Below are 13,850 nucleotides of genomic sequence, written 5' to 3'. Positions count from 1 at the left end.
GATTACTCTATTAGGAAAGCATAAATTTGCAAGACAGCGAGGCATACCGTGCCAAGCTGTCTTTTTTTATGTAAAATGAAAACAAGAACAAATATTCGAGGTGGTACGATGGCGAAGAAAAAAACTAAATTTGTCTGTACAGGTTGTGGCTATGAATCTGCAAAGTGGATGGGACGCTGTCCAGGATGTGGTGAATGGAATAAAATGGTTGAGGAAGTAGAGGTTGTGGCGAAAGGTCCAAGAGGGGCATTCCAGCACTCTGCAACTGTCACGCAAAAGGCTGTACCGATTATCCAAGTAGAAGCGGCTGAGGAGTCTCGGGTCGCTACAGAAATGGGTGAGCTCAATCGTGTCTTGGGTGGAGGAATTGTTCCTGGATCTCTGGTGTTAATCGGGGGTGATCCGGGTATCGGAAAATCGACATTGCTATTACAGGTGTCTGCGTTGTTGTCCAATAAAGGTCATCGCGTGCTCTATATTTCTGGTGAGGAATCCATTCGACAAACGAAACTACGTGCAGAGCGTTTAGGGGTTGTATCTCAAGAGCTGTATATTTATTCGGAGACGAATTTAGAGTTGTTAAATCAAACAATCGACGATGTACAACCAAAGTTTGTGATTGTGGATTCTATCCAAACGGTGTTCCATCCAGAGGTGACAAGTGCGCCAGGTAGTGTATCACAAGTACGTGAATGTACAGCGGAGCTAATGCGGATAGCGAAAACAAAAGGCATTGCCATTTTCTTAGTTGGGCATGTGACGAAGGAAGGGCAAATTGCAGGACCACGTATTTTAGAGCATATGGTTGATACAGTGCTGTATTTCGAAGGAGAACGACATCACAATCACCGTATTTTACGGAGCCAAAAAAACCGCTTTGGTTCTACAAATGAAATTGCTATCTTTGAAATGCTTCAGGGGGGCTTAAAGGAAGTTTTGAATCCGTCTGAACTATTTTTACAGGAACGTTCACAAGGGGCAGCAGGTTCAACAATCGTGGCATCAATGGAGGGAACAAGGCCAATTTTAGTAGAAATCCAATCACTTGTAACCCCTACAAGCTTTAATTATCCGAAACGGATGGCAACAGGAGTGGACCAAAATCGTGTGCAATTGCTTATGGCAGTGCTTGAAAAGCGCATGGGTCTCATGTTACAAGCACAGGATGCATATATTAAAGTTGCTGGCGGAGTAAAGCTAGATGAGCCTGCTATTGACTTAGCTGTCTTGACGAGTATTGTTTCTAGCTTTAAGGATCAGGCAGTACGGGGAACAGATTGCTTTATTGGAGAAGTAGGGTTAACAGGAGAGGTTCGTCGTGTTACACGAATTGAACAACGTGTGTTAGAGGCGGCAAAACTAGGATTTAAGCGAGCATTTATCCCTGCATCTAATATTGGTGGTTGGGATTTCCCGCCTGGTATTGAAATTGTTGGTGTGGAAACAATTAAAGATGCATTAAATGCCTGCTTTAGAGAGCTATAAAGACATGAAGATTTGTGTCTGTATGTAGCGTCACGTTAGGCGTCTGTTGCTATATGATGAAATTACTTTAACTAAAATAAATGCATGTTGGGCGACATCCTAGCATGCATTTTTACATCATAGGAGCAACAATCATTAATTTCATGAAATTGGATAACAATTATTGTGGAAATTAGGCATCTCTTAAGCCTTCCATAACGTCCAATAACCTGAAGGAAATTTAATAATGTTTTGATGAGCTCAAAAAAGATTTTCTACAGTAAAATATGTATAATCGAATATAAGAATTGGAGGTGACAGTATGAAAAAATTTATTCAAATTGCTTTTTTACTGATTGGAGGAGCTTTAGGCCTTGTTTTCTTACCGCCATTATACGAATTGCTTCATTTATCATCTAATCCTTGGCTTGATAATCCTTACGTATCAGTTGCTTTAGGTGCGCTTTTACTATTTACATTATCATTTGCTTTTTCCGATTATTTTGTTCGGCTAATTAGCTGGATGGAAGAGGTGCTTTTTAAAGTGCCTGTTGGGGATTTATTATTTGGTACGCTTGGGCTAATTGTAGGACTTATCGTAGCCTATTTCCTAGGCTTTGCGATTGATAGCGTTCAAATTCGCGGTATTTCAGAAGTAATTCCGATTATCTTATCGTTTGTGCTTGGATATTTGGGATTCCGTGTTGGTTTTAAAAAGCGAGATGAGTTACTTCAGTTATTTACCTTACGTGGGAATAATGCAAAGAAAAAAGCAACTGAAGGAATTGACGTTCCAGAAAATCGCGGTAGTTATAAATTGCTAGATACGAGCGTTATTATAGATGGGCGTATTGCGGATATTTCGGAAACAGGTTTTATTGAAGGCGTTTTGGTTGTGCCGCAGTTTGTATTAACGGAGCTACAGCATATTGCAGATTCCTCCGATACATTAAAACGTACAAGAGGTCGCCGTGGTTTGGATATATTAAAGAAACTGCAAGATGAACGTATGACAAAAGTAGAAATTACCGAAGAAGATTTTGAAGATGTGCAGGAAGTGGATTTAAAACTTGTACGTCTTGCAAAGAAAATGGATAATGATACACAAATTGTGACAAATGACTTCAACTTGAACAAAGTATGTGAATTACATCAAGTGAAAGTACTGAATATTAATGATTTGGCAAATGCAGTGAAACCAGTTGTGATTCCTGGAGAAGATATGCAAGTGGTCGTTATTAAAGATGGGAAAGAGCATAACCAAGGTGTGGCCTATTTGGATGATGGCACGATGATTGTTGTAGAAGGAGGCCGCAATTATATCGGACAGGCTATTACCGTAACTGTAACGAGCGTTCTACAAACATCTGCAGGTCGAATGATTTTTGCTAAGCCAAAGGACGATTAGGAAGTGGAGAATGTGCAGTATGAAGTAGTGCTTCCAGCAGCAGGAAGTGGCAAGCGAATGGGAGCAGGGCGAAATAAATTATTTTTAGAGCTTTTAGAGAAACCGATTTTAATACACACATTAGAAGTATTTGAGCAAGATGAAAACTGTACTGGCATTTGGCTTGCGGTGAAACCAGCAGAACGTGCTGTGATTCAAAAGATGCTAGAAAACTATGGGATTTCTAAGGTCAAAGGCTTGCCTGATGGTGGAGCAGAGCGACAGCATTCAGTGCACGCTTGTATGAAAGAAATGGGGCAGGTTGATATTGTTTTAGTGCATGATGCAGCACGCCCATTTATTACGCGCGATATTATTGCAAACCTTGTGCAAAGTGCGCATAACTTTGGCGCTGCAATCGCTGGTGTTCGTGCAAAGGACACAATGAAAAAAGTGCGTAATGGCATCATTGAAGAAACGGTGGACCGTGAAAGCTTATGGATGATTCAAACGCCTCAAGCCTTCCGGTTCGATTTGATTGTAGAAGCGGAAGATGTTGCTGAGAAAGTGGGCTTCCTCGGAACAGATGAGGCGATGTTAGTCGAGCGACTTGGTCATGAGGTGCACATTGTTGAAAGCAACTATGAAAACGTAAAGATGACAACAAAAGAAGATTTACTTTTTGGTGAAGCTATTTTACGTAAACGCGCGTTGGGGAATAATTTGTAATTGCTTTAAAAGAAGCTGGGACAAAAGAGAAAAAGTGTTAGATTGAACCCAATCAATCTAACACTTTTTTGCTATGTCTTTGTTGCCCGCATCTTACATTGTGTGCAGTTCTGAGCAGGAGTCATCGCCACCGTACCAACAACTAGTGAAGACTTCTAATTTTTTATTGATTGCACAAGCAAGAATAGCTAATTTCTTCTCCTTAATAGCAAAAATATATGAAAACCTTTCCTCTGTTCCTTAAATTTTTTAGTTATGCCCCAGCTACTTTCTTTTACGTTTATGAACAAACTATAATATGTTGACTATAGTCGTTACGGACAGCTCAATTTCCTAGGAAATATGTTAAACTGTCTATAAATAGAAAATGAAAAAGGCAGGTGAATGCTGTTGCAATGGTCACTGTTGTAACGGCAGTATTGTATGTTTCGAGTAGGACAAGGTTTTGACGTACATGCATTTGAAGAAGGGCGTCCACTAATTATTGGTGGTATTACAATCCCACATGAAAAGGGCCTAGTAGGACATTCAGATGCGGATGTCTTATTGCACACAGTAACAGATGCTGCGCTGGGAGCAATTGGAGAAGGTGATATTGGGCGTCATTTTCCAGATACAGATCCAGAATGGAAAGATGCCGATTCAGCAAAGTTGCTAGAGTATATTTGGAAAATCGTTGAGGACAAAGGCTATGTGCTTGGCAATGTTGACTGCACAATTATGGCACAACGTCCGAAAATGGCGCCTTATATTGAACAAATGAGAAATCGCATTGCAACTCTATTAAACGCTGATGCATCGCAAGTAAATGTAAAAGCGACAACTACTGAACGACTTGGCTTTACAGGACGTGAAGAAGGCATTGCTTCAATGGCAACAATTTTACTGATTAAAAAATAAAAAAATGGCGCGTGTCCACTTGAAAAACACGCGCTACTTTAATTTCCTATACTACAGTGGTAAAATGAACAAAGTTAATAAGGTCGGAATTATTTTCAGACGAATATTTAGGAGGCATTTAATTATGACGAAAGAAGTTCGCGTTCGTTACGCGCCATCACCAACTGGATTTTTACATATTGGCGGTGCACGTACAGCGTTATTCAACTATTTATATGCAAAACATCATAACGGTAAATTCATCGTACGTATTGAAGATACGGATATTGAGCGTAATGTAGAAGGTGGAGAAGCGTCTCAGTTAGATAACTTAAAATGGTTAGGTATCGAATATGACGAATCAATCGACATTGGTGGTCCGTATGCACCTTATCGTCAAATGGAGCGCTTAGATATTTACAAAGAGCATGCTGAAAAGTTATTACAACAAGGCACAGCGTATAAATGTTTCTGTTCATCAGAAAAATTAGAAGCATCGCGTGAAGAACAAAAAGCTCGTGGTGTTGCAGCACCTACTTATGATGGAACTTGCCGTCATTTATCAGCGGAAGAAGTAGCGGCTAAAGAAGCGGCTGGCGAACAATATACAATTCGTATGCGTGTACCTGAAAATGTAACATATGAATTTGAGGATTTAGTACGTGGACATGTAGCGTTCGAATCGAAAGATGTGGGCGACTGGGTGCTTGTGAAAGCAAACGGTATTCCAACTTACAATTACGCAGTAGTATTAGATGACCACTTTATGGAAATCTCACATGTGTTCCGTGGTGAAGAGCATTTATCAAATACACCAAAACAAATGATGATCTTCGATGCATTTGGCTGGGAGTATCCTCGCTTTGGACATATGACATTAATCATCAACGAAAATCGCAAAAAGCTATCAAAACGAGACGAGTCCATTATCCAATTCGTAACGCAATATAAAGACCTTGGTTACTTACCAGAAGCTATGTTTAATTTCTTTGCTTTACTTGGTTGGTCTCCTGAAGGTGAAGAAGAGATTTTCTCTAAAGAAGAATTTATTAAAATCTTTGATGAGAAGCGTTTATCGAAATCACCATCTATGTTTGATAAGCAAAAGCTTACTTGGATGAATAATCAATACATCAAAAAATTATCTTTAGAAGAAGTCGTGGCATTATCTTTACCGCACTTACAGAAAGCAGGCTTATTACCAGAAGAGTTAACAGCAGAAGAGCGCGCTTGGGCAACAGATTTAATCGCACTTTATCATGAACAAATGAGCTTTGGTGCTGAAATCGTGGACCTATCACGCCTATTCTTTAACGATCATATTGAATATGATGAAGAAGCAAAAGCCGTTTTAGCTGGCGAGCAAGTACCGGAAGTAATGGCTGCATTTAAAGCACAACTTGAAAATTTAGAAGAATTCACACCTGAAACTGTCAAAGCAGCTATCAAAGCTGTACAAAAAGAGACGGGTCATAAAGGTAAAAATTTATTTATGCCAATCCGTGTTGTGACGACTGGTGAAACACACGGTCCAGAGTTACCGAATGCGATTTGTTTAATTGGTAAAGAGAAAACAATTGACCGTGTAGAAAAATACGCGAAGTAATAGAATTTTATTGACAATTTATATTGTCGATGTAAAATGAATGTACATTGTGAAAGCGTTGATAAGGAGAAGTAAGTAGCGCATGCTCTAAAGAGAGGACCATCACCGGCTGAAAGTGGTCTGAGCCAAGGCAAAACCGAAATGCACCTTTGAGCATAGAGCTGAACATTAGTAGGCTCTATCGGTTCGTTCCCGTTATAGGACGTCCAAAGTGGAAGGCTTTTGCCTTCAATCAGAGTGGAACCGCGCAAATTTCAGCGTCTCTGTCATTCCTTTATGGGAATGATAGGGGCGCTTTTTTATTTTTCAAAAAAATTCAGTGTTAGATGTAAGAGGGCAATCATTACTAATAACAATAGGTTGTAAGGCTATTCATTGTGCGGGGGTGTAGGGTTTAAGGTCGCAAGGTTGAGGTCATGACACACATTGTAACGAAAAGGGGGAGCTTTAATGTTTAAAAGAATGAAGGAAGATGTAGATACTATTTTTGAGAATGACCCAGCGGCGCGCAGTGTACTGGAAGTGGTATTAACATATTCAGGCCTGCATGCTACATGGGCGCATCGTATTGCCCATTGGTTTTTTAAAAGACGTTTTTATTTTATCGCACGTGTAATTTCACAAATTAGTCGTTTCTTTACGGGAATTGAAATACATCCTGGTGCTAAAATTGGTCGACGCTTCTTTATCGACCATGGTATGGGCGTGGTTATAGGGGAAACTTGTGAAATAGGCGATAATGTTACCCTTTATCAAGGTGTTACACTAGGTGGTACAGGGAAAGAAAAAGGAAAGCGCCATCCAACATTAGAAGATAATGTGTTAGTTGCCACTGGTGCCAAAGTATTAGGTTCTATTACAATTGGTGAGAATAGTAAAATTGGTGCAGGTTCAGTCGTTTTAAAAGAAGTGCCACCAAACGCTACAGTAGTAGGGATTCCTGGTAAAGTTGTGATGAAAGATGGTGTTCGTTTAGAGAGAAAACTAGACCATCAAAATATTCCTGACCCTGTAGAGGAACGTTGTCAAGGTTTCGAGAAGCAAATCGCAGCATTGCAAGAAGAAATCGGGCGCTTACAAAAGGAGAGAGAAAAACAATGAGTATTCAAATTTTTAACTCATTAACAAGACAAAAAGAAACATTCGTACCGCTAGAAGAAGGAAAAGTTAAAATGTATGTTTGCGGTCCGACGGTTTATAACTATATTCATATTGGGAATTCACGTCCTGTAATTGTCTATGATACGGTTCGCCGCTATTTTCAATATAAAGGCTACGAAGTAAAATTCGTCTCAAATTTCACGGATGTAGACGATAAAATTATTAAAGCAGCTAATGAGCTCGGAGAAGAAGTTCATGAACTGACAGACCGTTTTATTGCCGCATATTTTGAAGATGTGACGGCATTAGGTTGCAAAAAGGCAGATGTCCATCCTCGTGTAACGGATCATATGGATGATATTATTGACTTTATTAAAGTGTTAATCGACAAAGGTTATGCATATGAGTCAGCGGGGGATGTCTATTACCGAACTCGAAAATTCAATGGTTACGGTAAATTATCTCATCAGTCGGTAGATGATTTAAAAATTGGTGCACGTATCGAAGCAGGCGAGAAAAAAGATGATGCATTAGATTTCGCATTATGGAAAGCAGCAAAGCCTGGTGAAATCTATTGGGAAAGTCCTTGGGGCAACGGACGTCCAGGATGGCATATCGAATGTTCTGTGATGGCGCGTGAGCATTTAGGTGATACAATTGATATACATGCAGGTGGTCAAGATTTGACTTTCCCGCATCATGAAAATGAAATAGCGCAATCCGAAGCGCATAACGATACAACATTTGCGCGTTACTGGATGCATAATGGATATATTAATATCGATAATGAAAAAATGTCAAAATCCCTTGGTAATTTTGTGCTCGTGAACGATATCCGTAAACAAATCGACCCGCAAATTTTACGATTCTTTATGTTATCTGTTCACTATCGCCACCCAATTAACTTTGCGAAGGACTTAGTAGATGCCGCAGCAACTGGTTTAGAGCGTATTCGTACTTCATACAACAATGTTAAGTATCGCCTATCTGCAACTGCAAGTCTCGGCGATTGCACAGAGGAATGGCTCCGTCAAATTGCTCAACAAAAAGCGCTGTTCGAGGAAGCGATGGATGATGATTTCAATACGGCGAATGCTATTTCAGTATTATTTGAATTAGCACGAATTGCTAATATTTACTTGAATGAGACAAATACGGATGAGAAAGTGTTATTAACATTTGTTGAAACTTTTGAAGTATTAGGTGACGTCTTAGGTATTGAATTTGCTAAAGAAGCAGAACTACTGGACGAAGAAATCGAAGCACTGTTGCAAGAACGCGTAGAAGCGCGCAAAAACCGCGACTTTGCACGTTCAGATGAAATTCGTGACCATTTACAAGCGCAAGGTATCATTTTAGAGGATACGCGTCAAGGGACAAGATGGAAACGAGGGTAAGTAACTTGGATAAACTCCGAAATGAAGATGTGAAGCAATTAAATGCATTAGCGCTTGCTTATCTGGGAGATGCGGTTTTAGAACAGAAGGTACGGGAGTATTTACTGCGTAGCGGACGCGTAAAACCGAACACACTCCATAGAGAAGCAACGCATTATGTATCAGCAAAGGCACAGTCAACAATTGTACATCGCATGATGGATGAAAACTTTTTAACAGAGCAGGAATTGGCAGTGTTCCGACGTGGACGCAATGCCAAATCCGGTTCTGTTCCCAAAAATACAGATGTACAAACTTATCGCAATAGTTCAGGCTTTGAAGCGGTACTTGGAAGCTTGTATTTACTAGGTGAATTAGAACGCGTTTATGCCATCATTGCATACGCTATTCAAATAATCGAGGAATTAAAAGGAGTGTCAAAATAATGGCAGAACAAAATGGTGAAATTATTGCCGGTAAAAACCCAGTGTTAGAAGCACTTCGTTCAGGCCGCGATATGAATAAAGTATGGATTGCAGAAGGTGTAAAAAAATCAGGGGTCAATGAACTGCTTGATTTAGCGCGCGAACGTGGCATCATTGTACAATTTGTACCGAAAAAAAAGGTCGACCAACTATCAGATGCTAACCATCAAGGGATAGTTGCATCTGTAGCAGCATATAGCTATGCAGAGCTAGACGATTTATTTGCAGCGGCACAAAAAAAACAAGAAGATCCGTTTTTCTTAATTTTAGATGAGTTAGAAGACCCACATAATTTAGGCTCTATTATGCGAACTGCAGATGCAATTGGCGTGCATGGTATTATTATTCCAAAGCGTCGCTCAGTGAGCTTAACAGCCGTTGTGGCGAAAGCGTCGACAGGCGCAATCGAGCACGTGCCTGTCGTGCGTGTTAATAACCTAGCCCAAACAGTAGATGAGTTAAAAGAACGTGGCGTCTGGATTGCTGGTACGGATGCAAAAGGCTCTGCGGATTATCGTAAAATGGATGCTACCCTACCACTTGCTATTATTATTGGTAGTGAGGGTAAAGGAATGGGGCGCCTGCTAAAAGAGAAATGTGACTTTTTATATCATCTGCCTATGGTTGGGCATGTCACATCATTAAATGCTTCTGTAGCTGCGGCGCTTTTAATGTATGAAGTGTACCGTAAACGTCAAGAAGCGAATGATTAACGATGAAGAACATTTTGCTTGTTGACGGTTATAATATGATCGGAGCTTGGAAAGAGCTACGTCCATTACGTGACACAAACTTTGAAGATGCCCGTAAGCGTCTAATTGAGCTTATGGCTGAATATAAAGCGGCAATAGGGTGGCGCGTGATAGTTGTTTTTGACGCCCATCTTGTGCCGGGTGTGGAGCAATCTTATATAGAAAATGGCGTCGAGATTATTTATACAAGGAAAAATGAAACAGCAGATGAACGCATTGAAAAGATGACACAAGAACTAAAAGCAAGACATATTCAAATTCATGTGGCGACTTCCGATATGGCTGAACAAAGTGTTATTTTTGGCAATGGTGCACTACGCAAATCGGCAAGAGAGCTTGAAATTGATCTAAGCATTATTCAACATAAAATTTCTCATGATGTAAAACGTAAGCAGGATAGCAAGCCACCTTCACGCATAGAGCTAAAGCCAGATGTGGCACTCGCTTTTGAAAAGTGGCGCCGTGGTTTGAAATGATTGATTGACTGATATTTTCCAATTCCGTTATACTGTTCCTAATTATCTGTTGCAGCTGAGGTGATACCATGTTTAAAAATAGTATTGTACAAGTGACACAAGATTTTGAACGATTCAATGATGAAGAGCTTATTGAAATGGTGCATCAAGGTAATACAGATGCGTTGGATTTTTTAATTACAAAATACCGTTTGCTAGTAAGAGCAAAGGCGAGATCCTATTTTTTAATTGGCGCTGATAAAGAAGACATTGTACAAGAAGGAATGATTGGCTTGTATAAAGCTGTCCGTGATTTTAAAGGGGACAAGCTAGCTTCTTTTCGGGCTTTTGCGGAGTTATGTATTACAAGACAAATTATTACCGCTATTAAAACAGCAACAAGGCAAAAACACATTCCACTCAATTCCTATGTTTCGTTAGACAAGCCTATTTTTGATGAGGAATCTGATCGTACATTAATGGATGTATTAACAGGTGCCATTATGGATGATCCAGAAGAGTTAATGATTCATAGAGAAGAGTTTGGTTATTTAGAAGAAAAAATGAGTGAGATTTTAAGTGAATTAGAGCTGCAAGTGCTAGCACTCTACTTAGATGGGCAATCCTATCATGAAATTTCCGCGAAATTGAATCGTCATGTGAAGTCAATTGACAATGCTTTGCAACGAGTAAAGCGGAAATTAGAGCGTCATTTAGTGCTCGAGGAAATGTCGTAGAGGTCACTTACCCTTGTTGACATTGACAATTTTAGGTGTTAGTCTTTAAAAGACAAAGTGCCAAAAAAGGTGATTACATGACAAAGAAAGTCGTGCTAAATTGTGAAAAATGCGGTTCGAGAAATTACACATTTCCTGCTAAGGGAGATTCTACTGTACGCCTCGAATTAAAGAAATTTTGCTCGCATTGCAATGAACATACAGTGCATAAACAAACGCTATAAAATATTTTGTAAATAGACAGATATGATTGATTCGGAGGTTAGGCTAGAATGGGTAAGATTAAAAGTTTTTTCAGCGACGTAATGTCGGAAATGCGAAAAACTAGCTGGCCAAAAAGTAAAGAACTGACGAAATATACAGTCGTTGTAATTTCAACTGTAGTAATTATGGCTTTATTTTTTGTGTTAGTAGACTTAGGTATTTCATCATTATTCCGCTGGTACTTAGATTTATAAATTAGAAAAGAGCATGTTAATACTTTTGAAAATAGCCCGTCCTTTCCAATAACGGGTTTTTTCGTTTGTTTTATGAAGTAAAGAGCAGTAAAATGTTCTCATTATGATAAGCGTGCTACTAGTAAAAGTATGTTGGTAGCGATAGATGACTATGCTAATTAGGTATTTATCATCGGGCTTTCGCTTGCTATGGCGAAAGCTATGTTTTTCTATTGAGAAGCTTGTGAAAAGAATAAAGGATGCAAAATTGCATATCGCGATCATTTTCACTTTTATTAGTAAGGGAGGGACGGACGAGTAGTCCTAGCAGTTATGGAGAAAAATTGGTATGTTGTTCATACGTATTCAGGGTATGAGAACCGTGTAAAAGCAAACCTAGAAAAACGTGTTGAAACAATGGGAATGCAAGATAAAATCTTCCGTGTTATCGTGCCTGAGCATGAGGAAACAGAAATGAAAGACGGCAAAAAGCGCACAATGATGCGTAAAGTTTTCCCTGGTTATGTCCTAGTAGAACTAATTATGACAGATGATTCTTGGTATGTTGTACGTAATACACCAGGAGTAACTGGCTTTATCGGTTCATCAGGTGGTGGAGCAAAACCAACACCTCTATTACCAGAGGAAGCGGATCGTTTATTACAACAAATGGGCATGACAGAAAAAGTTGTTGAAATTGATATCACAGTTGGTGAAGCGGTTGAAGTATTAGAAGGACCGTTTGCACACTTCCAAGGGCGTGTTGAAGAAATTGACGCTGAAAAAGGAAAACTGAAAGTATCTGTAGATATGTTTGGTCGCGAAACAATTATGGAACTGGATTTTGAGCAAATTCAAAAATTATAATTTAAAATTCTAGTAACTAATTCGTGTATGGTTGAGCGTATATCGCAAATTTTGTTAATTACTACTTGCTTAAAAAAATTAAAAGTGGTATCATTTCAAAGGTCAGACTGTCAAACTTCGGTTGACGTCTGTAATGATAATTTTAATGTTATCGGCACTTAGCTGACAGACAGATATTGAGTGGGAGGGGCAACCCAATTACCACATCACGGACTTAAGGAGGTGTGTCTCGTGGCTAAAAAAGTTATTAAAGTTGTTAAACTTCAAATCCCTGCTGGTAAAGCAAACCCAGCTCCACCGGTTGGTCCTGCATTAGGTCAAGCAGGTGTGAACATCATGGGATTCTGTAAAGAGTTCAATGCGCGTACTGCTGATCAAGCTGGTCTTATTATTCCAGTTGAAATTTCAGTATTCGAGGACCGTTCATTCACTTTCATTACGAAAACTCCACCTGCAGCAGTTTTACTTAAAGTAGCAGCTGGTATCCAATCTGGATCTGGTGAACCAAACCGTAAAAAAGTTGCAACGGTTAAACGTGATAAAGTTCGCGAAATCGCTGAAACTAAAATGCCAGACCTTAACGCTGCTTCAGTTGAAGCTGCTATGTTAATGGTTGAAGGTACTGCACGAAGCATGGGTATTGTTATCGAAGACTAATTCCCATTTACTTGATGTTTTTGTTTTTTGGAAGGTTGCGGAGTTTCTTTGTGAACGCGCAACCTTTATTCGTGGGAGGTAAAATCCGCTATAACCACAATCAAGGAGGAAATATATAATGGCTAAAAAAGGTAAAAAACTGCAAGATGCAGCGAAATTAATCGACCGTAACAACGTATACGGCGCACAAGAAGCAATCGAACTTGCTCAAAAAACTAGCACAGTAAACTTCGACGCTACTGTAGAAGTTGCTTTCCGTTTAGGAATCGATACTCGTAAAAACGACCAACAAATCCGTGGTGCAGTAGTGCTACCAAACGGTACTGGTAAAACTCAACGCGTATTAGTTTTCGCTAAAGGTGAAAAACTTAAAGAAGCAGAAGCTGCTGGCGCTGACTATGTAGGCGATGCAGAGTACATCCAAAAAATCCAACAAGGTTGGTTTGACTTCGATGTAATCGTAGCAACTCCTGACATGATGGGTGAAGTTGGTAAACTTGGTCGCGTATTAGGACCTAAAGGCTTAATGCCAAACCCTAAAACTGGTACAGTTACATTTGACGTAACAAAAGCAATCGAAGAAATCAAAGCTGGTAAAGTAGAATACCGCGCTGACAAAGCTGGTATTATCCACGCTCCTATCGGTAAAGTTTCTTTTGCAACAGAAAAACTTGTAGAAAACTTCTTAACTGTATTTGACGTTGTTCAAAAAGCAAAACCTGCTGCAGCTAAAGGTACTTACATGAAATCTGTAAATGTTACAACTACAATGGGCCCAGCTGTTAAAATTGACGCTGCTAACGTAGTAGTAAAATAATTTATTTATATAAATCGGTTGACAGCTATCCGCATCTTTGGTATGATGGATGCTGTTGTGAATCATCCATTTGTACCGTAGACAGTAGGAGTGACTTGTCA

At 39.6% G+C, this 13,850-nt stretch carries 16 protein-coding genes and 2 other annotated features (1 of these 18 running past the window's edge); all 16 genes read left to right on the top strand.

Annotated features, from left to right (window positions below; translation table 11 throughout):
* Positions 1–108 precede the first annotated feature (108 nt).
* Entirely contained in the window at positions 109–1,485 is a 1,377-nt protein-coding gene (radA, locus tag MKY08_RS21675; protein WP_069514289.1) for a DNA repair protein RadA, read from the top strand.
* Positions 1,486–1,786: 301 nt separating this feature from the next.
* Positions 1,787–2,872 carry a PIN/TRAM domain-containing protein gene (locus MKY08_RS21670; protein WP_069514292.1) on the top strand — a complete coding sequence of 362 codons (1,086 nt, stop codon included), beginning with the start codon at positions 1,787–1,789 and terminating at the stop codon, positions 2,870–2,872.
* A gap of 12 nt (positions 2,873–2,884) precedes the next feature.
* Positions 2,885–3,580, top strand: a complete 696-nt coding sequence (ispD, locus tag MKY08_RS21665; RefSeq protein WP_069514295.1) for a 2-C-methyl-D-erythritol 4-phosphate cytidylyltransferase — start codon at positions 2,885–2,887, stop codon at positions 3,578–3,580.
* Positions 3,581–4,003: 423 nt separating this feature from the next.
* Complete coding sequence (ispF, locus tag MKY08_RS21660; protein WP_024364393.1) at positions 4,004–4,480, top strand: 2-C-methyl-D-erythritol 2,4-cyclodiphosphate synthase; 477 nt, start codon at positions 4,004–4,006, stop codon at positions 4,478–4,480.
* A 124-nt stretch (positions 4,481–4,604) separates the two neighbouring features.
* A complete protein-coding gene (gene gltX, locus MKY08_RS21655) occupies positions 4,605–6,065 on the top strand; it encodes a glutamate--tRNA ligase (protein WP_069514298.1) in 1,461 nt (486 codons plus the stop codon).
* Between the two features lie 49 nt (positions 6,066–6,114).
* Positions 6,115–6,333, top strand: a binding site (T-box leader).
* Between the two features lie 182 nt (positions 6,334–6,515).
* Positions 6,516–7,166, top strand: coding sequence for a serine O-acetyltransferase EpsC (epsC, locus tag MKY08_RS21650; protein WP_069514301.1), 651 nt, complete (start codon positions 6,516–6,518; stop codon positions 7,164–7,166).
* Positions 7,163–8,563: a cysteine--tRNA ligase gene (gene cysS / locus MKY08_RS21645; protein WP_069514303.1), complete on the top strand. Its 1,401-nt coding sequence runs from the start codon at positions 7,163–7,165 to the stop codon at positions 8,561–8,563. The genes epsC and cysS overlap by 4 nt, the downstream gene beginning before the upstream one ends.
* 5 nt (positions 8,564–8,568) lie before the next feature.
* Complete coding sequence (locus tag MKY08_RS21640; RefSeq protein WP_069514306.1) at positions 8,569–8,988, top strand: Mini-ribonuclease 3; 420 nt, start codon at positions 8,569–8,571, stop codon at positions 8,986–8,988.
* The gene (gene rlmB / locus MKY08_RS21635; protein ID WP_069514308.1) at positions 8,988–9,740 is read left to right on the top strand and encodes a 23S rRNA (guanosine(2251)-2'-O)-methyltransferase RlmB; all 753 of its coding nucleotides are present in this window, start codon (positions 8,988–8,990) and stop codon (positions 9,738–9,740) included. The genes MKY08_RS21640 and rlmB overlap by 1 nt, the downstream gene beginning before the upstream one ends.
* A gap of 2 nt (positions 9,741–9,742) precedes the next feature.
* Positions 9,743–10,255, top strand: a complete 513-nt coding sequence (locus MKY08_RS21630; protein WP_024364387.1) for an NYN domain-containing protein — start codon at positions 9,743–9,745, stop codon at positions 10,253–10,255.
* A 68-nt stretch (positions 10,256–10,323) separates the two neighbouring features.
* Complete coding sequence (gene sigH / locus MKY08_RS21625; RefSeq protein ID WP_024364386.1) at positions 10,324–10,971, top strand: RNA polymerase sporulation sigma factor SigH; 648 nt, start codon at positions 10,324–10,326, stop codon at positions 10,969–10,971.
* 77 nt (positions 10,972–11,048) lie between these two features.
* Positions 11,049–11,195 (top strand): 50S ribosomal protein L33, encoded by a 147-nt coding sequence (gene rpmG, locus MKY08_RS21620; protein WP_080653390.1) that lies wholly within the window; start codon positions 11,049–11,051, stop codon positions 11,193–11,195.
* Positions 11,196–11,243: 48 nt separating this feature from the next.
* The gene (secE, locus tag MKY08_RS21615) at positions 11,244–11,429 is read left to right on the top strand and encodes a preprotein translocase subunit SecE (protein WP_004233589.1); all 186 of its coding nucleotides are present in this window, start codon (positions 11,244–11,246) and stop codon (positions 11,427–11,429) included.
* A gap of 312 nt (positions 11,430–11,741) precedes the next feature.
* Positions 11,742–12,275 (top strand): transcription termination/antitermination protein NusG, encoded by a 534-nt coding sequence (gene nusG / locus MKY08_RS21610; RefSeq protein ID WP_069514311.1) that lies wholly within the window; start codon positions 11,742–11,744, stop codon positions 12,273–12,275.
* A 231-nt stretch (positions 12,276–12,506) separates the two neighbouring features.
* Entirely contained in the window at positions 12,507–12,932 is a 426-nt protein-coding gene (gene rplK, locus MKY08_RS21605; RefSeq protein WP_004233593.1) for a 50S ribosomal protein L11, read from the top strand.
* 118 nt (positions 12,933–13,050) lie between these two features.
* Entirely contained in the window at positions 13,051–13,749 is a 699-nt protein-coding gene (rplA, locus tag MKY08_RS21600) for a 50S ribosomal protein L1 (RefSeq protein ID WP_024364384.1), read from the top strand.
* 57 nt (positions 13,750–13,806) lie between these two features.
* Positions 13,807–13,850: a sequence feature (ribosomal protein L10 leader region), on the top strand (it continues 103 nt past the right edge of the window).

It is taken from the genome of Lysinibacillus sp. FSL M8-0337 (assembly GCF_038593855.1).
Lineage (GTDB): Bacteria > Bacillota > Bacilli > Bacillales_A > Planococcaceae > Lysinibacillus > Lysinibacillus sphaericus_D.
The sequence above is the reverse complement of the archived record's forward strand: the minus strand, read 5'-3'. Positions and strand labels throughout refer to the sequence as shown.